Here is a 24,252-nt window from a genome sequence, read left to right on the forward strand (position 1 = left end):
CGCTGAGAGCATCCTTGCCTACTTCGACCGGCCAGGAACCAGCAACGGTCCAACAGAAGCTATCAACGGGCGACTTGAGCACTTACGAGGTACCGCCTTGGGCTTTAGAAATTTAACCAATTACATAGCCAGGTGCTTGCTGAAGTCAGGAGGGTTTAGAAATCAGCTACACCCTTAAATGCGAAGAGCCAAATATCTCCGTAACATATGTCGAAGTCAACCCATACGTTACGCAAAGAGAGGGGGGAGGAGGCTGGTGCGTGGCGTAACGCTAGGGTGTACCCAAAAATTGCGGCCCCTAGACGCTTGAAAGCACAGGGCTCCTTTCTGGTGTAAACCGAACTGCCACGGGTGTGAACTGGTGCAGAAGGGCTGCGTGCTCTTCGGCGAGGTAGCAAATCAAGCTCTTCAAGTCATCGATCCGATGGACGTCGTCATAGTTGGTATATGGCAGGACTGTGGTATTTGCGTGATGCCAGTAGCCCGATCCACTCATCCATCGGTCGTTGATCAGGTCGTGTAGTGTCTTTACACAGAGGTACCCCGGCCATTTCTTCGGATATCCCGCCCGACCACCCAGTCTGGAGAAAATGGAGGCAGAAATCAGAACAGCTGCAACCTGCTCAAGGTCATCTCTGTACTTGAAAAGCAGTTCAAGTGTCTGCAGTTCACCTTTCCGACCCAGATAAGTTTGTGGATGTGTCGATCCGTAAGAACCTGGGAGTTCATCAAAGTGCTGCTGGCAATCCCGGCGTATTTCGTTCAGTTGTCTGCGTGACCACCAAGCCAGTTCAACCTGGTCTCGCTGGGTATTTCCTGGGTCGTGGAGATGTACCTCCTGGAACACTGGGTGGATCGGTGTCACGAAGTCATCAATCCGCCGTTTCCAGGCTCCATAGATGCGGCACCAATCGTAGCCGTCCATGAAGTTGGATATCGCCTTGCTGGTCTGTTTTTGCCAAGAACTGCGTGGTTCAGTCATCGCTAGGTATTTCCGCATGTAGCAAAAGAATCAATGCAACCACAGCAGAAATTACTAATCTGCTACTCGCTCTGCAATAGGCGGGCAGGGCAGATTCTTGGCGATGCATGAGGGGGGAGTGGGGGGAAGCGAGTGGAGAGCCCCGTATATATCGGCTCATATTTTTGCCCAAAAAATAGCTGATTGGGATGTGGCCTGGTGATCCAAAAGTGGTCCAAAAGTGATCCAGAACGGTGATCCAAAGTTCTCCCAATGGCATTCACCAGCGCTATAGAATGGAGTCTCTATTTTATAGTCGTGCGACGAGCAGGAATCGCTAGAAGTCAGGAGGAGCTGGGTCTCTAAGGCCCCCCGCAACGATTACCCGTCAACCTGGTCAGGCCCGGAAGGGAGCAGCCATAGCGGGAACATCGTGTGCCGGGGTGTGGCTGGTGGGGTCGCCTCCATTTAGAAAGTCCCCCTCCTTCTATTTCCTCTCTCAGACAGCGTTTTTGCTGTGTGAGCGGTCGGCTTTTCGACGATTGAGCCGCACTGCTGCCTGTCCTCTTGCACAGCGTAGACGACACCGGATGCAATTTTGCCCCCGCTCCGCTAGCATTAGCCCTCTTCAGCTTCTGGATCGCGACGGTTTTCGATGAGTTATCAGGTTCTTGCACGTAAATGGCGTCCGCGCTCGTTCCGCGAAATGGTCGGCCAGACCCATGTGCTCAAGGCCCTCATCAACGCGCTGGACAACCAGCGCCTGCACCACGCCTACCTGTTTACCGGTACCCGGGGTGTGGGCAAGACCACCATCGCGCGCATTATTGCCAAATGCGTTAACTGCGAAACCGGCATCACCTCGACCCCGTGCGGCACCTGTTCAGTCTGCCGGGAGATCGACGAAGGGCGTTTTGTCGACCTGATCGAAATCGACGCCGCCAGCCGGACCAAGGTCGAGGACACCCGCGAGCTGCTCGACAACGTGCAGTACGCCCCTAGCCGTGGGCGCTTCAAGGTCTACCTGATCGACGAAGTCCACATGCTCTCCAGCCACTCGTTCAACGCCTTGCTCAAGACGCTGGAAGAGCCGCCGCCTTACGTCAAGTTCATCCTCGCCACCACCGATCCGCAGAAACTGCCGGCCACGATCCTGTCGCGCTGCCTGCAGTTCTCGCTGAAAAACATGACCCCGGAGCGCGTCGTCGAACACCTGAGCCATGTGCTGGGTGTCGAGAACGTACCGTTTGAAGACGATGCGCTGTGGCTGCTCGGTCGCGCCGCCGACGGTTCGATGCGCGACGCCATGAGCCTGACCGACCAGGCCATCGCCTTTGGTGAAGGCAAGGTGTTGGCCGCCGATGTCCGGGCGATGCTCGGTACCCTTGACCACGGCCAGGTCTACGGAGTGCTCCAGGCACTGCTTGAGGGCGATGCCAGGGCATTGCTCGAGGCGGTTCGGCAATTGGCCGAACAGGGCCCGGACTGGAGCGGTGTGCTTGCTGAAATGCTCAATGTGCTGCACCGCGTGGCCATTGCCCAGGCCTTGCCCGAGGCGGTCGATAACGGCCAGGGTGACCGCGAACGCGTGCTGGCACTGGCGCAGGCACTGCCTGCCGAAGATGTGCAGTTTTACTACCAGATGGGCCTGATTGGCCGCCGTGACCTGCCGCTGGCACCCGACCCGCGCAGTGGTTTCGAGATGGTGCTGTTGCGGATGCTGGCCTTCCGTCCGGCCGATACCCCGGACGCACCCAGGCCAACGCTAAAGCCAGTGGGGATCAGCCAGGCCACAGCTGATTCCACGTTAGCAGTGGCTGCGGCCACCGCTATGCCGCCGGTACAGGCGCCCGTGGCCGTGGTCGAGTCACCAGCCCCTGTGCCGGCCTTGCCGGCTGAGCCTGAGCCGGTTGCAGAACCCGCTCCCGTTGTGTCGGTACCGGCTGAGGCCGAGATCGATCTGCCGTGGAACGACCCGCCCATGGCGCAGCCTGCTGTAGAGCCAGAGCCAGAGCCAGAGCCAGAGCCAGAGCCAGTCGCTGAAGCGGACGTGGTCGAGGCCGTGCAGCCTGTTGTTTCAGTAGCGGCGCCGGTGCAGGAAGCGCCGCCACCGCATGATGATGCCAGCTACAGCCCTGCGGGTATGGAGCGTGACGACGAGCCGCCGCTGGACGAGGATTACTACGAACCTGAGCTGGACCCAATGGGCTACAGCTACCTGGACGAACTGGCCAGCGAAATGGTGCCCGCCGTTGCCGAGCCTGAACCGGTAGTCTTGCCGGCCGCCCAGCCGGCCACCGGGCTTGCGCTGCAATGGTTGGAAATGTTCCCTGCGTTGCCGGTTTCCGGCATGACCGGCAATATCGCCGCCAACTGCACCCTGATGGCCGCCGAGGGCGACAATTGGCTGCTGCATCTGGACCCAGGGCAGGGCGCGTTGTTCAACGCCACCCAGCAACGTCGCCTTAACGACGCGCTGAACCAGCACCTGGGGCGCAGCATCAACCTGGTCATTGAACTGATCCAGCCCCAGCAGGAAACCCCGGCCCAGGCCGCTGCGCGTCGCCGTGCCGAGCGCCAGCGTGATGCTGAAGCGTCAATTCATGCTGATCCGTTCATCCAGCAGATGATCCAGCAGTTCGGTGCCGTGGTGCGTGAGGATACTATTGAACCTGTGGACGCTTTGGTTGGCCAAAGCGAGTAACTGAATGACACTGGCGGCTTGGAGCGTGCTCCTGGCCGTATTCCGTAATGTGATACTTGAGGTGATCCCCATGATGAAAGGTGGCATGGCCGGCCTGATGAAGCAGGCGCAGCAGATGCAGGAAAAAATGGCCAAGATGCAGGAAGAACTGGCCAATGCTGAAGTGACCGGTCAATCCGGTGCAGGCCTGGTCAGCGTGGTGATGACCGGGCGTCACGACGTCAAGCGCATCAGCATCGACGACAGCCTGATGCAGGAAGACAAGGAAGTCCTCGAAGACCTGATCGCCGCCGCCGTCAACGACGCGGTACGCAAGGTCGAGCAGAACAGCCAGGACAAAATGGGCAGCATGACCGCCGGCATGCAACTGCCGCCGGGTTTCAAAATGCCGTTCTAAGGCATCAGTCGTAAAAAATGCCAGGCCAATGCCTGGCATTTTTTTTGTTCGAACATTAGAGATTACTTGTAGGCAAATGATGCGAAATTGAAAATCCTGAGGAAAATTCCTACGTTCCTCGAGCTCTGCGCCTACATAAGTCGGGCAGAAGGATGTCGATAATGTGCGCATTGGTTGGCAGCGACTGCGATCTGAATGATAGCGCTGCAGGCCATGAACAGGGGGCGCCGGTTGGCGTTTCTGTTAAGCCTTACTAACCGCTTGAATTCGTACATTATCAAAGGTGCATATCATGAAATACTGGATCATCCCGTTCGCCATGCTCGCTGCCGGTAGCGTTTTTGCCAGTAACACCGTTCGCAAGCAAGTCGAAGTCATTGCCCATATTCCGGCCGCTGCGTTTTATGTTGTGGCTGAAAACGGCTGGGATACTCGGGTGCAAGAGTTGAGCTACAACGTGGTAACCGAAACGCTGAGGCCCGTCGTTCAGCGCCTGATTGCCAAGAGCACCACCGGGGCCATTGAGGCCCGGCTTGAAGGCCCGGCCCAGATGAATAGTGGCGCCGATGCAATCAACCTTAATGTCAGCATCAATGGGGTTGATCTGGACAATACCGCCAAGATTGTGGTGCCTGAGAGTCAAAGGGGCAACCAGGTGTTCATTCCGATCGAAATCTCTGCCCAGGCGGGCCCTTATGCGCCGGGTAGTTACTCGGGCATGGTCAACATGACCTTTGAAACACCGCTTGTTTCGCGCTGATTGCGCAGCATATAGCGCTTCTGACAAACCTGGGGTTCGCACTTGATGCAGTGCGAACCCCGGTTTTTTCGTTTAGGTCTACGGCACCCCACCGAAGCCATCGCAGGCAAGCCAGCTCCAACAAAGCCCGCGCCAGCTGTAGGAGCGGGTCTTGCCCGCGATGCAGACGCCGCGCACTCACTGACACCCCACCGAAGCCATCGCAGGCAAGCCAGCTCCAACAGAGCTCGCGCCAGCTGTAGGAGCCGGGCTCGCCCGCGATGCAAGCACCGCGAACTCACTGACACCCCGCCGAAGCCATCGCAGGCAAGCCAGCTCCAACAGAGCCCGCGCAACCTGTAGGAGCGGGTCTTGCCCGCGATGCAAACGCCGCGGACTCACTGAAACCCCACCGAAGCCATCGCAGGCAAGCCTTGCTCCTACAGAGTGACCGTGTTGCCAACAAATGTGGCAGGCGCTGCGTGCGTGCTGATACCCCACTGATCCTATCGTAGGCAAGGCCTACTCCTACAACGGTGCAGTCACGGGTTATGCGCTTATCGCGGGCTTTAGTAAGAATATTCCTATATTTTTTGAACTTGGTGCCTACATCTTGCGTGTAAAGCAATCGCCATACTGTGCGCATTGGTTAGCAGTGATGAATGTCTGACAGATAGCGCTGTAAGCCATAGACAGGAACTTGCTTATGTAAGGCTGTCGATTACATCAAACACATCGTTTCTCGAAATTCCCTGTGGAGTTCAAATGAAAAAGTTTATGGTTGTTCCTTTCGTCATGCTCGCTGCTGGTAGCGCCTTTGCTGTTCAGACGGAAAGCAAGGCAGTTGATGTCACTGCTTATATTCCAACCAGTGCATTCTATGTTCAGGCTGAGGCAGGTTGGGATACTGCCCCTCAAGCATTGGCTTACGATCCGGTTCCGGGAACTTTGATGCCCGTCCAGAAACGTTATGTTGCCAAGAGCACCGAGGGCGCCATTAGCGCCAAGCTTGACAGTTTGCCGCAAATCAACAGCGGCGCAAACGCCATTCTCCTTGATGTTAAGTTGAACGGCATCGCACTGACTACTACTAGCACGGAAGTTATCCCGGCTCCTGTTGCCGCTACAGAGTCGTTCATGATGTTCAATGTTGCTGCTCAGGCCGGTCCATATCAGCCTGGTAACTACAGCGGCACTGTCAACATGACGTTTGAAACTCCGACGCCAATTACTGTGCCGTAACATTTTTGGAATAACCGCTACACCGTCTCTAGTTTGAATGCCTGGGGGTATTGTGTTCCCCCTCGTGCCCCCAGGCTGCTATTACGCTTTTCCCGTTTAAACCTCCCCATCTTTAATTGTTCGCGCTTGTTTTTGCGCGAGCCGGGGACTTATTGCCCGAGAGATGATCATGACAACTTTTCCGTACGCCAAAAGTTTGTTAGCGCTTGCACTTGCCGGTGCGTTGAGCATTGGGCTGGGTACAGCTCAGGCCAACCAGCAGCCCTCGAGCGCAATCTCGCTGCTGACCCAGGCCCAGGGCCTGCCGGCGGAGTTTCGTGATCATTTCTTTGATGTACCCCTGGCCGTACGGGTCGACCTCGACGGCCGTTTCATGGCAGAAGCCATGCTGGTACTCAGCCGTGACGAGAAGGTTCAACTGCTTGAGTACACCGATACCCACGAATCGGAGGTTTCGGCGCAGGTGTTGCAGCAGTGGTTGGCCACCTTGAACGACCCGCAGCCGTTGGGCGATTGCACCAAAAAATGCGCCAATGGCCTCTTGGCCCTGCATTACAGCCTGGCCAACTCGCAGCTGTCGATTCTGACCCAGGCCGCCGAGCGTGATGCCAGCCTGGCGCGTTTTCATGCCTTGCCCGAGCAGGGCAGCCACGGCGTGCTGCTGCGCAACCAGTTGAACCTTTCCGGCGGGGAGCGCGACGTGCATGGCACCTACACCCTTGAAGGTGTGGGCAGTGTAGGGCAGTGGACCACCACGGCCCGTGGCCAGGTGGACCGCAGTTCGGGCACTGGCGGCCAGATGCAACGCTACCGGGTCAGTGACCTGCACGCCGACCGCCTGGTCGATGACCGCTTCTACCGTTTGGGCTACTTTGCCCCGAGCGCTCAAGGGCTTACCCGTCAGCCGAACACCTTGGGCAGTCGCCCGGAGGGCATCGTAGGGTTCATGTTCGGCTCGAACGACAGCCTGGTGATCAATGACGGCCAGGCCAGCACCACCCCGATCTACGTCACGCCCAACCGCCCGGCCACGGTCGAGGTGTACCGTGATGGCTCGTTGATTTACACCCAGGCCGTGCAACCAGGCCTGCAAACCCTCGACACGCGCAGCCTGCCGGGGGGGATCTATGAAGTGGAAGTGCGCCTGATTGAAGATGGCGAGATCACCTCGCGTAGCGAAGAGTTCGTGTACAAGCCACGCAACTGGTCGAACCCCGATCAGCGCTGGCGCTACAACGCCTACCTGGGGCAAAGCCAGGACCTGTTGAGCAATTGGCAGGATGACCGGGCGAAAAGCCTGGGCGCCGGGGTAATGGCCAACTACCTGCTGCACCCACGTGCCGTGCTGGGGCTTTCTACCGAGCGCGTCAACGACGCCATGCAGTACGGCACCTCGCTGGATTGGGACATCAAAGACAACGTCAAGCTGTACGGTAACCTGCATCACACCGAAAACCAGGGCAATGGCTACGACCTGCAAAGCATCTATGCCCACAAAGGCGGCAGCGTGGTCCTCAGCCACAGCCGTTCCTGGATAGAGACCACCACCGGTAACTCGGTAGACCGCCTGAACAGCCGTGCCAAGCGTGAAGTGCGTGAAACGCAACAGAATTCGCTCAGCCTGCAGCAGCGCCTGGACGACAAGAACAGCGCCAACCTGCGCGTTAACCACAGCACGGGTGCCAACTCGGGTGTGGGTGTCGACCTGTCCTGGGTGCGCCGTGGCATGGTCATGGGCTCGGATGCGACCTGGCGTTTCTCGGTGTTCGACCGCCCCGGCAGTGCCAGCAGCGGTGGGGCGCGTAACCGCGGCGTCGATGTCAGCCTGACCATGAGCCTGGGCAGCGATGGCAGCCGCGCCTATGGCAGCCTTGGCAGCCGCACCGGCCGTGACGGCAGCCGCGAGCACAACGCCTCGCTCAGCTATCAGCAGCAACTCGACCACGGCGTGCTGCGCAGTGTGACCGGTACCCTGAACGCCGACAGCTTCGGCGTGGGCGTTGGTTCCAGTGCAGAACTGCAAGGCCGTGCGATGTCCGGTTCTGCCCACCTGCAAACCTCATCGTTCAACAACGAACTGAGTGGCGGCCTGAACCTGCAAAGCACCGTGGGCATTGGTGGCGGCGCAGTGGCCATGAGCGGCGACACCGGCCTGATGCAGTCGGCCATGGTGGTGGATGTCGAGTCCGACTACACCGACCTGGAAATGCAGGCCTACGACCAACAGGGCTTGGCCAGCACCCTTAAACCGGGGCGCAACCTGGTTCCGGTGTCGGCGTACAAGTCCGGCAACCTGCAGTTCGACTTCAACGGCGATGCGGCGCCTGCGGCGGTAATTCAGCCGGCCTCGGCCAGCTACCACCTGAACAAGGGCGGTGTGGCGTACCAGAAAGTGCGGATCATGCGCACCGTGACCGTGATCGGTCGGTTGCTCGACAAGAGCGGCGAGCCGCTGCGTGGCGCGATGGTGATCAACCATGCCAGCCGCAGTGTCAGTGAGGCCGATGGGTTCTTCTCTGTGGAAATGAGCGAATCCACGCCTACGCTGGAAGTGCGGCACAAAGGTGGCCAGCAGTGCTTCCTGCGCCTGGACAAAGACCGCTACGAGCGTGAGCACGATGTGCTGCTGGTTGGCGACCAGACCTGCACGCCTGAGCGGCTGGCAGCGGCAGAACCGGCCAAGGCGCCAAGCGCCAAGCGTGGCTAACCTTGACGCTAACGACGATGGAGAGGTCGGTATGAAACCGATGAAAACAACGCGCCTGGCGGCGCTTTCGCTGGCGCTGCTGGGTGGCGCCGAGGTTGCGTTGGCATCCGAGGTGACGATTACGGCGGAGTACCGGCCTTCTTCAACGAATGCGCGGTTTAAGAATACGACGCCTGTTGGTGGGTTTTGTAATGTTTTTCCAACCGAGCCTGAGTGCTCGACCGATAATCATTCGATAGGGCTGGGTGTTGAATATAATAAAAAATATATTCATTTTGCTCCTATTCGAGATATGCTCAGTGTTGGTCTGCCAGGGGCAAGGGAGTTGGATGTTGTAGAGGCTTCCTCGGGTGAGGCGCATAAACTAAGTTTTTTGATAAATAAGTTCAGTGCTCGATCTGAAGGTGGCAGTAGTAGCTTTACTAATCCCATGTGGAGTGGCTTCGTATTAGGTGGGTGTGGATACATTATATCGCTGGGTAATGTGGGTTATGGTGTAGGTCTGTGGAATGTGACGAATCCGGAAAGTCCCTCTCTCTGTTATTCGCACTCTTCAAGGGGTGCTGTAGGTGATGAGATGGATGTCTTAGTTAAAAATTTTTCCATTGGTTATGTGCTGAGAACACCAAATCCACTTGCCATGCGTGCCGGTATTTACGAAGGTAGATTGGAGTTTTCTGTCGGCAGCAACGGAACTCCAGGAGATTTCGACCTCGGTAATGGCGTCTCGGGCAGCCCGCCCTCTACCGTGACACTTAACTTTGTGCTCGATGTACAACACGCCTTCGAACTGCAGTTCCCGGCCAACTCCGACAAGGTGATCCTCGAGCCGCCAGGTGGCTGGATGCGCTGGCTGAATGGCGGGCCTGCGCCCGAGAAGTTGGTGCGCGACCTGCCGTTCCGGATTACCAAAACCGGGCCGATGTCTGTTTTCATGGAATGTGAGTACCCAGTCGGCCTCCTATGTGGTGTTCGAAACCCCCGCAATAATCACATTGCCGCGTTGGATATAAAAATGTCGCTGCCCGGGGGGCTTCAGCTCCATAACGGCCAGGCGGTAGAGCGCCACCCGATCCCGACCGGGCGCACGATGCCGCTGCGTGTCGAGACGGTGACGCCGGTGTTCAACCAGCCCGGGGCGCTACATTTTGCGACGGCCCCTGGTGAAGCGGCAGCGATGGTGCAACACCCGGGAGACACCTACCGGGGGAATGTCACGGTGGTGTTCGATGCCTTGCTCTAGCACCTTTAATGCGCCTGTATACGGCTCAGACCGTGCAAATCGCCAAGCGTGGCTAACCTTGACGCTAACGACGATGGAGAGGTCGGTATGAAACCGATGAAAACAATGCGCCTGGCGGCGCTTTCGCTGGCGCTGCTGGGTGGCGCCGAGGCCGCGTTGGCATCCGAGGTGACGATTACGGCGGAATTTCGGCCTTCTTCAACGAATACGCGGTTTAAGAATACGACGCCGATTAGTGGGTTTTGTGTCCGTTGGCCAAACTACCCACAGTGCACGAATGATAATTATTCGATAGGGTTGGGTATTGAGTATATTAAAAAAACGTTTGTAAGCGCGCCTAATATAAGAGATAGGTTCTATGTGTCTTTGCCAGCAGCCAAGAGCGTTCAGGTGAGAAATGCTACCTCTGGTGAAATTCATAACTTGAATTTTTCGATGAGTAAGTTTAGCGCTTATGTTGATCAGATGACTTCTAATGTGTTTAATCCAATTTTCACCGCCTCAGTGGGAGGTGGATGCAGCTATCTTCTAACGGTGGGTGAAGGGGGGGGGAAAGGTTGGGCGGTGTCGTTGTGGGATGTAAGGAATCCGGAGAGTCCGACACCATGTCACTCCACGAGTGATTATGAGGCCGCGGGAATTGAGTCGGATGCTGCCGTTAAAGAGTTTTCCATTGGCTATGTGCTGCAAGCACCAAACCCACTTGCGATGCCAGCAGGTATCTATACGGGTGAGGTGAATTACAGTGTTGGCGAGAATGGTGAAATTGCACTCGGTAACATGGTCACCAACCTCAATACCAATAGCCTGAAAATCAAATTCGAACTCGATGTTCAACACGCCTTCGAACTGCAGTTCCCGGCCAACTCCGACAAGGTGATCCTCGAGCCGCCAGGTGGCTGGATGCGCTGGCTGAATGGCGGGCCTGCGCCCGAGAAGTTGGTGCGCGACCTGCCGTTCCGGATTACCAAAACCGGGCCGATGTCTGTTTTCATGGAATGTGAGTACCCAGTCGGCCTCCTATGTGGTGTTCGAAACCCCCGCAATAATCACATTGCCGCGTTGGATATAAAAATGTCGCTGCCCGGGGGGCTTCAGCTCCATAACGGCCAGGCGGTAGAGCGCCACCCGATCCCGACCGGGCGCACGATGCCGCTGCGTGTCGAGACGGTGACGCCGGTGTTCAACCAGCCCGGGGCGCTACATTTTGCGACGGCCCCTGGTGAAGCGGCAGCGATGGTGCAACACCCGGGAGACACCTACCGGGGGAATGTCACGGTGGTGTTCGATGCCTTGCTCTAGCACCTGGGGTGCGAGGTGAGGCGGCTCAAGAGGAGCGTAATGGCAATGATCAAACGTCAGTTGTGGGCAGCGCTGCTGCTTGGCCAGGCCTGTGTGGCGCAGGCCATGCCCGAGCTTTACGTCGGCACGTTGTATGACTACCTGGGCGCAGAGCGCAGCACGATGCAAAAGCGCTTGAACAACATCGGCAGCTCAACGGCCTTTGTCAGCGTGTCGGTGGCCGAGATGCATTTCAACCACGACGATAAAGTCAAGGAAACCCCGCTGGATGGCCAGGACAGCGGGCAACGGGCGCTGGTGGCAACGCCTTCGCGGTTGATCATTCCGGCCCAGGGCATGCAGAACGTACGCCTGCTGTTTCGCGGTGACCGGACGGTGGAGCGCTACTTTCGCCTGCGCTTCAAGCCGGTGTTGCCCAAAGGCGAGGATGAGTTTGCCCTGAGCAAGGAAGAAGCCGCCCAGTACCAGAAAACCCTTGCAGCGGACGTCAGTGTGCTCAAGGGCTTTGGCACGGTACTGCTGGTGGCGCCGCGTAACGTCCGCTATGCCACGGTGCTGGATGACCAGCCGCGTATGTTCCGGGTGCGTAACAACGGTACGGCGTCGGTGGTGTTGGAGTCGTTCAAGGACTGTGACAGCAAGGGCGAGCAGTGTACTGCCCCGTATACCTACCATGTGCGGCCCGGGAAGGTGCGTGAGTTCACCAAGCAGGCCGGGCGCACGTACCAGTTCGAACTGCGCGAAGGCGAGGCCCTTAAACCCTACGCGCTTAAAGGCTGAGTGTGTGTTGTTGGCCGGTTATGCAGTGGTCTGGGGTTGGCATTGCCGGGCCTGTATCTGTGAATTTTTTAGTGAGCCTATTATGAAAAAGTACTTGGCTATCCCGTTTGCATTGCTCGTCGCGGGCAGTGCAATGGCAGTGGATGTTCGGAAACAGGTTGAGGTCATTGTTCAGGTTCCGTCGCAGTCGTTTTATGTTCAAGCTGAAGGCGGTTGGGACCAGCGCAGCCAGGCGCTGAGCTATAACGTGATGCAGCAGCGCCTGCGGCCGTTGACCAAGCGCTATATCGCCAAGAGCGTTTCGGGGGGCATCCAGGCCAGGTTGGTCCAGCAGCCGGTGATTACCAGTGGTTCGGATTCAATTCCACTCACTGTGAAGGTGAACGGCAGAGAGCTGAACCTGATCGCTCAAGAGGTGCTTTCGGCCGCCGACAGCAGCGTGCAGGCGTACATGCCGGTGCAGATCTCTGCCGCTGACGGGCCCTATGCGCCCGGCCAGTATCAGGGCTTTGTCAATCTGATCTTTGAAACACCCTTGTGAGTGATGTGGCGCCGGGCGCTGAGCTTGGGATGTGTGGTTTGGCAGTGTCTTTGGTAGCGCCCTTGGTAGGAATAGTCCTACACCTCTAGCGGAATAGCCCGGTATGTCCGCGGCTGTTTGTTTGGAAGAATCTGCCTCGCCGGTTAGGGATCATTGCATGCCGGTTAGTTGGTTGTTTCCAAATACCATTAACAAGGGTTTATGCCATGAAAAAACTACTGATCATTGCCGCTGCGCTGTTGTTGCAACCCTGGGCTGCCCAGGCGATGCCACGCCTGAACATCGGCGCCCTGAACGATTATCTCGATGCCTCCAAGACCACTCAGGTCAAGCGTATCTACAATGGCGGCACTTCCACGGCGTTCGTCAAGGTCAGCGTCTGGGAGCTGGTGCGTGGGCCAGACGGCAAGTTCCGTGAAGTGTCCCTCGATGGCCAGGACAGTGCCAGCCGCTCACTGGTGGTAAGCCCCGCTCGGTTGATTATCCCGGCCTCTGGCATGCAGTCGGTGCGTTTGCTGTACCGGGGTGAGCGCGACCGCGAGCGTTACTACCGTCTGCGCTTCAACCCCGTGGTGCCTGAGGTTGGTGATGGCTTTGAGGTGAATGCCGACGGTGCCAAGGACTACAAGGACAGCCTGGAAGCCGGTGTGCAGGTCATGGCGGGTTTCGGTTCGCTGTTCTACGTACGCCCAACGAACACCCAGTTCAAGGTCGATATAGATGAGCGCCAGGGCAAGCTGGTGGTGCGTAACAATGGTAACGCCACCGTGGAACTCGACCGTTTCCGTGCCTGTGAAAGCAAGGGCAAGAACTGCGCCTCGGCCGTTGTACACCGTTTGCTGCCAGGGGCTGTGCTTGAGTTCGATAAAACCGGCGGGCGCAGCTATGCCTTCGACCTGATCGAAGGCGAGAAAAAGACCGAAATCGAACGCTAGGTAACCCTTGGGCAGGGTGGCGGGGGGCGTTGCCGTGGATTTGACGCCACCCCGGCAGCCGGGTATAAACCGCGTTTAGTCGCGTTCAGGCCTTTTCCCATGAGCTTCAGCCCACTCATCCGACAGTTGATCGACGCCTTGCGTACCTTGCCGGGTGTCGGCCAGAAAACGGCGCAGCGTATGGCGCTGCACTTGCTGGAGCGTGACCGCAGTGGCGGTGCGCGCTTGGCGCTGGCACTAAGCCAGGCCATGGATGGGGTTGGGCATTGCCGCCAATGCCGAACCCTGACCGAGCAAGAGCTCTGCCCACAATGTGCCGACCCGCGTCGTGACGACAGCCTGCTGTGTGTGGTTGAAGGGCCGATGGACGTGTATGCGGTGGAGCAGACCGGTTATCGGGGTCGTTACTTTGTGCTCAAGGGGCACTTGTCGCCGCTCGACGGTTTGGGCCCTGAGGCTATCGGCATCCCGCAGTTGATGGCCCGCATTGCCGAGCAGAGCAGCGTGCGTGAAGTGATCCTGGCCACCAACCCGACGGTGGAAGGGGAGGCGACTGCGCATTACATCGCCCAGTTGCTGGCTGACAAAGGCGTCGTCGCATCGCGCATTGCCCATGGCGTGCCGCTGGGTGGAGAGCTGGAACTGGTCGACGGCGGTACCTTGGCGCATTCGTTCGCCGGGCGTAAACCAATCTCGCTTTAGTTGCTGCACGAAAAGCATCGCACTCACAGACACCGCGCCGAGGCCATCGCAGGCAAGCCAGCTCCAACAGGGCCCGCGCAACCTGTAGGAGCCGGGCTTGCCCGCGATGCAGACGCCGCGCACTCGCTGAGACCCCACCGACGTCATCGCAGGCAAGCCTGCTCCAAGAGAGCCCGCGCCAGCTGTGGGATTGGGTCTTGCCCGCGATACAGACGCCGCGAACTCGCTGGCACCCCACCGAGGCCATCGCAGGTAAGCCAGCTCCAACAGGGCCCGCGCCAGCTGTAGGAGCGGGTCTTGCCCGCGATGCAGGCGCCGCGTACTCACAGGCCCCGCGCCGAGGCCATCGCAGGCAAGCCTGTATCCCCCAGAGGCTTTAGCGATCCTCGGGGGCTTCCTGCAGCAGTTCGCGAAACTCGTTCAGCGGCAGTGGGCGGCTGTGCAGGTAACCCTGGTAGAGGTGGCAACCCAGCTGTTCAAGAAATTCCAGTTGCTCGGACAACTCCACCCCTTCGGCAATCACCGCCAGGTCCAGGCTGCGGGCCATGGCGACGATGGCGCGGACGATCTCGGCGTCGTTGGGGTCTACCGGCGCGTCGCGAACGAACGATTGGTCGATTTTCAGTGCATCAACCGGCAGTCGTTTGAGGTAGGTCAGTGACGAGTAGCCGGTACCGAAGTCGTCCATGGCGAAGCTGACGCCAAACGTCTTGAGTTCGCGCATTTTGTTGATGGTGTCTTCCAGGTTCTGGATCACGATGCCTTCGGTAATCTCCAGCTTGAGCATCCGGTAGGGCAGGCCATAGTCGTCCAGGCTGCGGCGTATCCGCTCGACGAAGTCGTTCTGGCGGAACTGCCGTGGGCTGATGTTGACACACAGGCTGAACTCATCGGCATCGATCAGGCCGTCTTGCAGCATGCGCGCGCAGGCATCGCAGGCTTCGTCGAGAATCCAGCTGCCGACTTCAAGGATCAGGCCGCTTTCTTCCAGCACCTGGATAAACTGGCTGGGTGGTTGCTGGCCCAGTTGCGGGTGATGCCAGCGCAGCAAGACCTCGGCGCCGATGATGCGGTTATCGCGGGCGTCGACCTGCGGCTGGAAGTGCAGTGCCAGTTCACCCCGTGCCAGTGCAAGGCGCAGGTCATTCTCCATGCGCAGGCGCTCGCTTGCGGCCTTTTGCATGGTGTTGTGGAACAGTTGAGTGGTGTTGCGGCCCGAGTCCTTGGCGCGGTAGAGGGCGATGTCGGCGCGCTTGAGCAGGTCGGCTGGGGTCGATCCATGGTCGGGAATCAGTGCCACGCCAATGCTCGGGGTTACTTGCAGGCGTTGTCCGTCCAGTGACATCGGTTCCGCCAGCAGTGCTCGCAGGGTGTCGGCCAGGCTACGAACCTTGTCTTCGACCTCTTCACGGCTACCTTCCAGGCCGCTGATCAGGACAACGAATTCGTCCCCGCCGAGCCGCGCCACGGTGTCCTCCAGGCGCACGCTGGCCTCCAGGCGAGCGGTGATGATTTTCAGTACGGTATCGCCCACCGGATGGCCCAGCGAGTCGTTGATGTGCTTGAAGTGGTCCAGGTCGAGGAACAGCAGGGCGCCGCGCAGGTTGTGACGTTTGAGCAAGGCGATCTGTTGGCTCAGGCGGTCCATCAGCAAGGCACGGTTTGGCAAATTGGTCAGCGAGTCGTGATAGGCCAGGTGGCGAATCTGCGCCTGGGCGTTTTTCAGTTGGCTGACATCGCGTGCGGTCAGCAGCAGGCACTCGGCTTCATTGAGCGTGATGGGTTCTACCGACACTTCCAGGGTGAGCACTTCACCGCGCTTGTTGCGCCCGAGCATTTCTCGATGGTGGACCCGTCCTTTTTCCTGCAGTTCGGCAAGCAGTGCTGCCCGTTGTTTGTCGTCAGCCCAGACACCGATCTCCAGGGATGTGCGGCCAATGACTTCGGTGGCTTTGTGGCCGGTCAAACGGCAGAAACCGTCGTTCACCTCCAGGTAGCGGCCGCTCTCGCGTTCGGTGATGGTGATCGCGTCGGGGCTTGAGTGGAAGGCTTTGGCGAATTTTTCTTCGCTGGCTTTCAGCGCGGCTTCGGCGCGTTGTTGCTGAGTAATGTCACGCAGGGTGGTAACGCTGCACGGCTCATTGTCGACCTTGATCAGGCGGCTGGAGATTACGCAGGTCAAGGGGTGGCCATCCTTGTGGTTGACCAGCACGGCGACATTGTTCAGGGCCTGATCGCGAATAACCTGTTCAATACGCTTGGCCCGTTCGCTCGACTCGGCCCACAGGCCGATCTGTTCGGCGGTGCGCCCGAGTACTTGTTTGGCTTGCCAGCCAAAGGTCTGGGTAAAGGCCGGGTTGATCTCGATGAATTGACCGCTGTCCTGGCGGGTTACGCAAATCGGGTCTGGGCTGGCCTGGAACAGGCTGGCGAATTTTTCTTCCGAGCTGGTCAGGCGCTGCTCGCGTTCGACCTGTTCGGTAATGTCCAGCAGGGTGCCGGCCATGCGCAGAGGATTACCCTGTTCGTCGCGGTAGAGGCGCGCGCGGCTCTCGATGTAGCGCGACGTACCATTTTCCAGCTGTATACGGTAGGTGATCTGGTAGTTGCCGGCTGGGCCTTCGCGCAGGCTGCGATAGGCCTGGCGCATGCTGCTGCGTTCTTGTTCGGGCACGCCTTCGAAGAAGGCTTCGAAAGACTCATGGAACGGTACGGGATCAAGGCCGTGCAACTGTGCGGCGCGGGCTGATCCATAGAGCATGCCGCTGGGAATGTGCCAGTCCCAGGTACCCAGTTGCGCGGAGTCCAGCGCCAGATCCAGGCGCTCCTGGCTGTCCTTGAGCGCCTGTTCGGCACGTTTGCGTTCAGTGGTGTCGACAAAGGTGCTGAGCAGGTAGGCGACACCCTCCATCTCGATGCCCTGGGTGCTGAGTATGCCGTCATGGATTTGTCCGCTGCCTGCACGAAACTGCACTTCCAGGGTGATGGGGTCGCTGGTGTTGCGGGTGGCTTCCAGGACCTGATGGCGTTGCTGCGGATTGACCCACAGGCCCAGCTCCAGTGTGGTCTTGCCGATCACCTGGTGGCAGGGCCAGTCCAGGGTTTTCTCAAAATGCTGATTGGCTTCATAGATCTGACCATCGATGCGTCGGGTCAGCAGGATCACGTTGGGGCTGAGGTGGAACAGGGTGGCGAAGCGCTTCTCGGAGTTGATCAGCGCCGCTTCCCGCTCGCGCTGGCGAGTAATCTCGCGTATGACCCCGATCATCTGTGGCTTGCCCTGTTTGTCATGGGTCAGGCTGCCATTGATCTCCAGCCAGTGAACGCTACCGTCCGGCCAGCGGATGCGATGGCGCAAGGCTTGGTCCTGTGGCTCGCCGGCCATTACCGCATAAAAGGTCTGCAGGGTGCGGGCGCGGTCTTCCACGGGCAGCAGCTCGAGATAGTCGAGGTCGTTGGGCAGTGGCTGCTGCGGGTCAAAACCGAACAGTGCCTGTGTTCCGCGTGACCAGCTCAGGCGTCCGCTTTCCACATCCCAGAACCAGGCGCCCAGGTGCGCGCCGTTGAGAGCGGCCAGCAATTGTGTGGCGCTTTCCCAGGTCTGCTCGGATTCCTGAGGGTCGGCGGCGTGTATACGGGGCAGGCGCGGAAACCGGTTTGCTGATTTGGGCATCGATACCAGACCTTTGGCGAGTAACACATCCTTTGGATCAGAGCCTTCTGTAAGCGTTCAGCCAGGGCTCAAGGTCATACTGCGTGGCTGTCGAGCAAAGCCATGAAGGCTTTGGCGGCATTCGATAACGTTCGCTCAGTGTGCAGAATGTAGCCTAGTTGTCGCGACAGTTGTATGCCTGGCAATGCGATGGATGCGACCTGATCATCGAGCATAGTACGTGGCAGTACACTCCACGCCAGCCCGATGGACACCATCATCTTGATGGTTTCCAGGTAGTTGGTGCTCATGGCGATGTTGGGGGTAAGGCCTTGCGCTTCAAACAGGCGCTGAACGATATGGTGCGTGAAGGTGTTGCCCCCGGGGAAAACCGCTGGGTGGTGTGCGATATCGGCCAGGCTTACCGCGCCCTTGCGTGCCAGCGGGTGTTCGGGGGCGGCGACGAAGTCCAGTGGGTCGTCCCAGACCGGCACGGCGCGAACCAGGGCGTGAGGCTCGGGCGCCAGGGTGATGACGGCGATTTCGGCGCGGCCATGGAGAATTTCTTCATAGGCCACTTCCGAGTCGAGGAACTGAATATCCAGTGCGACGGACGGGTAGGCTCGGGTAAAGGCTCGCAGCAATGGCGGCAAACGGTGCAGGCCGATGTGATGGCTGGTGGCCAGAGTCAGGCGGCCGCTGACTTCGCCGGTCAGGTTGGTCAAGGCGCGGCGGGTGTCGTCCAGCACGTTGAGGATCTGGTAGGCCCGCGGCAGCAACGCACGCCCGGCCTCGGTCAGGTTCACTTCGCGACCCAGGCGGTCGAACAGCCGTACGTCCAATTGTTGCTCAAGCCCGGCAATGCGTTTGCTGACGGCCGGCTGGGTCAGGTGCAGGCGTTCGCCGGCAGCGGAAAAGCTCCCGGTTTCGGCGATGGCAATAAAAGCATTGAGGTTGGCCAGGTCCACTACTCGGATTCCTTTTGGTTATCCAAAGTATAAAAATTATGAATTTGAGTTATTCAATCTAACCTCATAGCATCGTCCGTACAAGCCAAGTGGTTATTGGCATAGAAAGACGCTGATGAGGAACAGTCTGATGGCCGGCAAAACGCTCTACGACAAGCTCTGGGATTCGCATTTGGTCAAGCAGCGCGACGATGGGTCGGCGCTGATCTACATCGATCGTCACATCATTCACGAAGTGACGTCGCCGCAAGCCTTCGAAGGCCTGCGTCTGGCCAATCGCAAACCCTGGCGCATCGATGCCAACATTGCCACGCCTGACCATAACGTGCCGACCACGCCTGAGCGCAAGGGCGGCATCGAGGCCATCGTCGACCAGGTGTCGCGCCTGCAGGTGCAGACCCTCGATGAAAACTGCGACGAGTATGGCATCGTCGAGTTCAAGATGAATGATGTGCGCCAGGGCATTGTCCATGTGATCGGCCCGGAGCAGGGCGCGACCCTGCCAGGCATGACCGTGGTTTGCGGCGATTCGCACACCTCCACCCACGGTGCTTTCGGTGCCTTGGCCCATGGTATTGGCACCTCCGAGGTCGAACACGTACTGGCTACCCAGTGCCTGGTCGCCAAGAAAATGAAGAACATGCTGGTGCGCGTCGAAGGCCAATTGCCGTTCGGTGTGACTGCCAAGGACATCGTGCTGGCCGTGATCGGCAAGATCGGTACCGCTGGTGGTAACGGCCATGCCATCGAGTTCGCCGGTAGCGCGATTCGTGACCTGTCTGTCGAAGGGCGCATGACCATCTGCAACATGGCCATCGAAGCCGGTGCCCGTGTCGGTCTGGTCGCTACCGATGAGAAGACGGTCGAGTATGTGAAGGGCCGCCCGTATGCGCCGAAAGGCGAGCAGTGGGCGCTCGCGGTCGAAGCCTGGAAAGATTTGGTTTCCGATGCTGATGCCGTGTTCGACACCGTCGTCGAACTGGACGCAGCGCAGATCAAGCCGCAAGTCAGCTGGGGCACCTCGCCGGAAATGGTCCTTGCTGTCGATCAGCGCGTACCGGACCCGGCTGCCGAGGCCGATCTGGTCAAGCGCGGTTCCATCGAGCGGGCCCTGAAGTACATGGGCTTGCAGGCCAACCAGGCGATCACCGACATCCAGCTTGATCGCGTATTTATCGGTTCCTGCACCAACTCGCGGATCGAAGACTTGCGTGCCGCCGCTGAAATTGCCAAGGGCCGCAAGGTTGCCTCGACCATCAAGCAGGCGATCGTTGTGCCCGGCTCGGGCCTGGTGAAAGCCCAGGCCGAGCAGGAAGGCCTGGACAAGATCTTCCTTGAAGCCGGTTTTGAATGGCGTGAGCCAGGGTGCTCGATGTGTTTGGCGATGAACCCGGACCGTCTGGAGTCGGGCGAGCACTGTGCGTCGACCTCCAACCGTAACTTCGAGGGCCGTCAGGGTGCTGGCGGACGTACCCATCTGGTCAGCCCGGCAATGGCCGCGGCCGCCGCCGTTACCGGTCGTTTTGTCGATGTACGCGAGTTGATTCAAGGGAGCGCAGCATGAAAGCCTTTACCCAGCATACCGGCCTTGTCGTCCCGTTGGACCGTGCCAACGTCGACACCGACCAGATCATTCCCAAGCAGTTCCTGAAGTCGATCAAACGCACCGGTTTCGGCCCGAATCTGTTCGACGAGTGGCGTTACCTGGATGTCGGTCAGCCTTACCAGGACAACAGCAAGCGCCCGGTAAACCAGGATTTCGTGCTCAACCATGAGCGCTATCAGGGTGCCAGTGTGCTGCTGGCGCGGGAAAACTTCGGTTGCGGTTCCAGCCGTGAGCACGCGCCGTGGGCGCTTGAGGAATATGGTTTCCGTACCATTATTGCGCCGAGCTATGCCGACATCTTCTTCAACAACAGCTTCAAGAACGGCTTGCTGCCGATCATCCTCAGCGATGAGGAAGTCGACGCACTGTTCAAGCAGGTTGAAGCGGCGCCAGGTTATCAGTTGACGGTCGATTTGCAGTCGCAGACCGTCACCCGTCCCGATGGCAAGGTGTTGAGCTTCGAGATCGACGCGTTCCGCAAGCATTGCCTGCTCAATGGCCTGGACGATATCGGCCTGACCCTGCAGGACCGTGATGCCATCGCGACGTTCGAAGCCAAGCATCGCGCCAGCCAGCCCTGGCTGTTTCGTGACGCCTGATTGCTGTATTGAGTTTGTCGAGGCTATCGCTGGCACTGCCGGCGATAGGGCCCAGGAGATCTGCCGATGACCCGCAGCACCGTTCACACTGAAGTCGTCCAGCGCCAGTTCGGCGAACAGGCTGCCGCCTACCTGAGTAGCGCCGTGCATGCCCAAGGTACCGAATTTTCGCTGTTGCAGGCCGCGTTGCGCGACCAGGGCAGTGCGCGGGTACTGGACCTGGGCTGTGGCGCCGGGCATGTGAGTTTTCACGTCGCACCGTTGGTGGCTGAGGTAGTCGCCTACGACCTGTCGCAGCAGATGCTCGACGTGGTGGCAGCCGCGGCCACTGAACGTGGCCTGGGCAATATCGTTACCGAGCGTGGTGCGGCCGAACGCCTGCCGTTTGCCGATGCCTCGTTCGATTTCGTGTTCAGCCGTTACTCGGCGCACCACTGGAGCGATTTGGGCCTGGCGTTGCGTGAGGTGCGTCGTGTGTTGAAACCGGGCGGGGTTGTGGCATTCATTGATGTCATGTCGCCTGGCAGCCCGTTGCTCGATACCTACCTGCAAACCGTGGAAGTGCTGCGTGACACCAGTCACGTGCGTGACTACTCGGCCGCCGAGTGGCTGCAGCAGGTCAGTGAAGCCGGCTTGTTCACGCGTAGCCACAGCCGTCAGCGTTTACGTCTTGAGTACACTTCGTGGGTGGAACGCATGCGTACCCCTGAGCCGATGCGTGCGGCCATACGCCAATTGCAGCAGGCAATGGGCGAGGAAGTGCGGCAGTATTACCAGATTGAAGCTGATGGCTCCTTCAGCACCGACGTACTGGTACTGTGGGCCGAGCGCTAGTTTTTTGGGTGGGCCTGTGTCGGCACACCGCTTGAATTGAATAGAGGAAAGCATGAGCAAGCAGATTCTGATTCTCCCTGGTGACGGTATTGGTCCGGAAATCATGGCCGAAGCGGTCAAGGTGCTGGAGCTTGCCAACGACAAGTTCCAACTGGGCTTCAGCCTTGAGCACGATGTGATCGGTGGCGCGGCCATCGACAAGCATGGCGTGCCGCTGGCCGACGAAACCCTGGAGCGTGCGCGCAAGGCTGACGCCGTGCTGCTGGGCGCTGTCGGTGGGCCAAAATGGGACAAGATCGAGCGTGACATTCGCCCTGAGCGTGGCCTGCTGAAGATCCGTTCGCAGCTCGGTCTGTTTGGTAACCTGCGCCCGGCGATCCTCTATCCGCAACTGGCGGATGCCTCGTCGCTGAAGCCTGAAATCGTCGCCGGCCTGGACATCCTCATCGTTCGCGAGCTGACCGGTGGTATCTATTTCGGCGCCCCGCGCGGCACCCGTGAGCTGGAAGGTGGCGAGCGTCAGGCCTATGACACCCTGCCATACAGCGAGAGTGAAGTGCGTCGTATCGCCCGTGTCGGCTTTGACATGGCACGCGTGCGCGGCAAGAAGCTCTGCTCGGTCGACAAGGCCAACGTGCTGGCTTCCAGCCAACTGTGGCGTGAAGTGGTCGAGCAGGTGGCCAAGGATTACCCGGACGTCGAGCTCAGCCACATGTACGTCGACAACGCGGCCATGCAACTGGTTCGTGCGCCCAAGCAGTTCGACGTGATCGTCACCGACAACATGTTTGGCGACATCCTGTCGGATGAAGCTTCCATGCTCACCGGCTCTATCGGCATGCTGCCTTCAGCGTCGCTGGATGCCAACAACAAGGGTATGTATGAGCCTTGCCACGGCTCGGCACCGGACATCGCCGGGCAGGGTATTGCCAACCCTCTGGCGACTATCCTGTCGGTCTCGATGATGCTGCGTTACAGTTTCAATCAGACAGCAGCGGCCGATGCCATTGAAAAGGCAGTGAGCCTGGTGCTGGATCAAGGCCTGCGTACGGGCGACATCTGGTCGGCAGGTTGCAACAAGGTGGGTACGCAGGAAATGGGCGACGCAGTAGTCGCAGCGCTGCGGAATCTGTAATCTCTCTGGCCCGCTGCCGATTTTTTTCCTTTAAGGCAGCGGCCCACTTTTTAGCAAAGGTGTAGTTGCGATGAAACGTGTAGGTCTGATCGGTTGGCGCGGTATGGTCGGTTCCGTGCTCATGCAGCGGATGCTGGAAGAGCAGGATTTCGATCTGATCGAGCCGGTGTTCTTCACCACCTCCAATGTGGGTGGACAAGGTCCGGCAGTGGGCAAGGAAATTGCCCCTCTCAAGGATGCTTACAGTATTGAAGAGCTCAAGACCCTCGACGTCATCCTGACCTGTCAGGGTGGCGACTACACCAACGAGGTGTTCCCAAAGCTGCGTGAAGCCGGCTGGCAGGGTTACTGGATCGATGCCGCTTCCAGCCTGCGCATGCAGGACGACGCGGTCATCGTGCTGGATCCGGTCAACCGCAAGGTGATCGACCAGCAACTGGATGCCGGTACCAAGAACTACATCGGTGGCAACTGCACCGTCAGCCTGATGCTGATGGGCCTGGGCGGGCTGTTTGAGGCTGGTCTGGTCGAGTGGATGAGCGCCATGACCTACCAGGCCGCGTCCGGTGCCGGTGCACAGAACATGCGTGAGCTGATCCGTCAGATGGGCGCTACCCATGCTGCCGTTGCCGACGACCTGGCCAACCCGGCCAGTGCCATTCTCGATATCGACCGCAAGGTTGCCGAGGCCATGCGCAGCGATGCTTACCCGACCGAGAACTTCGGTGTGCCGCTGGCTGGCAGCCTGATCCCCTGGATCGACAAGGAACTGCCAAACGGCCAGAGCCGTGAGGAATGGAAAGCACAGGCCGAGACCAACAAGATCCTGGGTCGCTTCAAGAGCCCGATTCCGGTCGACGGTATCTGCGTGCGCATCGGCGCCATGCGCTGCCATAGCCAGGCACTGACCATCAAGCTGAACAAGGATGTGCCGATCGCCGATATCGAAGGCATGATCAGCCAGCACAATCCGTGGGTGAAGCTGGTGCCTAACCAGCGTGAAATCAGCATGCGTGAGCTGAGCCCGACCAACGTTACCGGCACCTTGAATATCCCGGTGGGTCGTCTGCGCAAACTGAACATGGGCTCCCAGTACCTGGGCGCGTTCACCGTGGGTGACCAACTGCTGTGGGGTGCTGCCGAGCCTTCGGAGCATCAGGGAGGCCGTCACCGTGCCCTGCTTGATCGAGGTGGCCAGCCGCAGG

Annotated in this window: 19 protein-coding genes, 1 other RNA gene and 1 pseudogene; 18 read left to right on the forward strand and 3 right to left on the reverse strand. The window is 59.1% G+C overall.

The features are described 5' to 3' along the window. Nucleotides 1–178: transposase (locus EKA13_RS19585; protein WP_141685661.1), on the forward strand; the 178-nt coding region annotated here is incomplete at its 5' end. A 120-nt stretch (nucleotides 179–298) separates the two neighbouring features. On the opposite strand, the gene EKA13_RS19590 is transcribed toward EKA13_RS19585, so the two are convergent. Then, nucleotides 299–982, reverse strand: a complete 684-nt coding sequence (locus EKA13_RS19590) for a hypothetical protein (protein ID WP_125862951.1) — start codon at nucleotides 980–982, stop codon at nucleotides 299–301. Between the two features lie 340 nt (nucleotides 983–1,322). On the opposite strand from EKA13_RS19590, the gene ffs reads away from it, so the two are divergent. From ffs to recR, 12 genes are all read left to right on the forward strand, one after another. Further along, nucleotides 1,323–1,419, forward strand: an RNA gene (ffs, locus tag EKA13_RS19595) — signal recognition particle sRNA small type. A gap of 197 nt (nucleotides 1,420–1,616) precedes the next feature. Further along, entirely contained in the window at nucleotides 1,617–3,665 is a 2,049-nt protein-coding gene (gene dnaX, locus EKA13_RS19600; protein ID WP_065760956.1) for a DNA polymerase III subunit gamma/tau, read from the forward strand. A gap of 70 nt (nucleotides 3,666–3,735) precedes the next feature. Beyond that, nucleotides 3,736–4,062, forward strand: coding sequence for a YbaB/EbfC family nucleoid-associated protein (locus EKA13_RS19605; protein ID WP_065760970.1), 327 nt, complete (start codon nucleotides 3,736–3,738; stop codon nucleotides 4,060–4,062). A 292-nt stretch (nucleotides 4,063–4,354) separates the two neighbouring features. After that, the gene (locus EKA13_RS19610; RefSeq protein ID WP_065760957.1) at nucleotides 4,355–4,822 is read left to right on the forward strand and encodes a CS1 type fimbrial major subunit; all 468 of its coding nucleotides are present in this window, start codon (nucleotides 4,355–4,357) and stop codon (nucleotides 4,820–4,822) included. Between the two features lie 744 nt (nucleotides 4,823–5,566). Then, a complete protein-coding gene (locus tag EKA13_RS19615) occupies nucleotides 5,567–6,043 on the forward strand; it encodes a CS1 type fimbrial major subunit (protein ID WP_065760958.1) in 477 nt (158 codons plus the stop codon). Nucleotides 6,044–6,212: 169 nt separating this feature from the next. After that, nucleotides 6,213–8,750: a CS1-pili formation C-terminal domain-containing protein gene (locus tag EKA13_RS19620; RefSeq protein WP_083199856.1), complete on the forward strand. Its 2,538-nt coding sequence runs from the start codon at nucleotides 6,213–6,215 to the stop codon at nucleotides 8,748–8,750. A 31-nt stretch (nucleotides 8,751–8,781) separates the two neighbouring features. Continuing rightward, on the forward strand, nucleotides 8,782–9,993 hold the full coding sequence (locus tag EKA13_RS19625) for a hypothetical protein (protein ID WP_125862952.1): 1,212 nt from the start codon (nucleotides 8,782–8,784) through the stop codon (nucleotides 9,991–9,993). Between the two features lie 87 nt (nucleotides 9,994–10,080). Next, complete coding sequence (locus tag EKA13_RS19630; RefSeq protein WP_125862953.1) at nucleotides 10,081–11,295, forward strand: hypothetical protein; 1,215 nt, start codon at nucleotides 10,081–10,083, stop codon at nucleotides 11,293–11,295. A 39-nt stretch (nucleotides 11,296–11,334) separates the two neighbouring features. Beyond that, nucleotides 11,335–12,075 carry a fimbrial biogenesis chaperone gene (locus tag EKA13_RS19635; RefSeq protein ID WP_245704364.1) on the forward strand — a complete coding sequence of 247 codons (741 nt, stop codon included), beginning with the start codon at nucleotides 11,335–11,337 and terminating at the stop codon, nucleotides 12,073–12,075. 4 nt (nucleotides 12,076–12,079) lie between these two features. Next, entirely contained in the window at nucleotides 12,080–12,616 is a 537-nt protein-coding gene (locus EKA13_RS19640) for a CS1 type fimbrial major subunit (RefSeq protein ID WP_176717455.1), read from the forward strand. Between the two features lie 206 nt (nucleotides 12,617–12,822). After that, a complete protein-coding gene (locus EKA13_RS19645; protein ID WP_065760961.1) occupies nucleotides 12,823–13,551 on the forward strand; it encodes a pilus assembly protein in 729 nt (242 codons plus the stop codon). A 99-nt stretch (nucleotides 13,552–13,650) separates the two neighbouring features. Then, nucleotides 13,651–14,253: a recombination mediator RecR gene (gene recR / locus EKA13_RS19650; RefSeq protein WP_065760962.1), complete on the forward strand. Its 603-nt coding sequence runs from the start codon at nucleotides 13,651–13,653 to the stop codon at nucleotides 14,251–14,253. Between the two features lie 376 nt (nucleotides 14,254–14,629). Here recR and EKA13_RS19655 read toward each other — a convergent pair whose 3' ends face one another. Then, entirely contained in the window at nucleotides 14,630–17,926 is a 3,297-nt protein-coding gene (locus tag EKA13_RS19655; protein ID WP_065760963.1) for a PAS domain S-box protein, read from the reverse strand. A 74-nt stretch (nucleotides 17,927–18,000) separates the two neighbouring features. Continuing rightward, nucleotides 18,001–18,873, reverse strand: a complete 873-nt coding sequence (locus EKA13_RS19660; protein ID WP_065760964.1) for a LysR family transcriptional regulator — start codon at nucleotides 18,871–18,873, stop codon at nucleotides 18,001–18,003. Between the two features lie 130 nt (nucleotides 18,874–19,003). Between EKA13_RS19660 and leuC the strand changes: the two genes are divergently transcribed. The 5 genes and pseudogenes from leuC to asd form a co-directional block, all read left to right on the forward strand. Next, on the forward strand, nucleotides 19,004–20,437 hold the full coding sequence (leuC, locus tag EKA13_RS19665) for a 3-isopropylmalate dehydratase large subunit (protein WP_065760965.1): 1,434 nt from the start codon (nucleotides 19,004–19,006) through the stop codon (nucleotides 20,435–20,437). After that, entirely contained in the window at nucleotides 20,434–21,078 is a 645-nt protein-coding gene (gene leuD, locus EKA13_RS19670) for a 3-isopropylmalate dehydratase small subunit (protein ID WP_065760966.1), read from the forward strand. Before leuC ends, leuD begins: the two co-directional genes overlap by 4 nt. A 66-nt stretch (nucleotides 21,079–21,144) precedes the next feature. Next, on the forward strand, nucleotides 21,145–21,912 hold the full coding sequence (locus EKA13_RS19675; RefSeq protein ID WP_065760967.1) for a class I SAM-dependent methyltransferase: 768 nt from the start codon (nucleotides 21,145–21,147) through the stop codon (nucleotides 21,910–21,912). Nucleotides 21,913–21,964: 52 nt separating this feature from the next. Beyond that, a complete protein-coding gene (gene leuB / locus EKA13_RS19680) occupies nucleotides 21,965–23,047 on the forward strand; it encodes a 3-isopropylmalate dehydrogenase (protein ID WP_065760968.1) in 1,083 nt (360 codons plus the stop codon). Between the two features lie 70 nt (nucleotides 23,048–23,117). Beyond that, a pseudogene (gene asd, locus EKA13_RS19685) lies at nucleotides 23,118–24,194 on the forward strand (aspartate-semialdehyde dehydrogenase); the annotation flags it as partial. Between the last annotated feature and the right edge of the window lie 58 nt (nucleotides 24,195–24,252).

It is taken from the genome of Pseudomonas defluvii, assembly GCF_001695625.1.
GTDB classification, from domain to species: Bacteria; Pseudomonadota; Gammaproteobacteria; order Pseudomonadales; family Pseudomonadaceae; genus Aquipseudomonas; species Aquipseudomonas defluvii.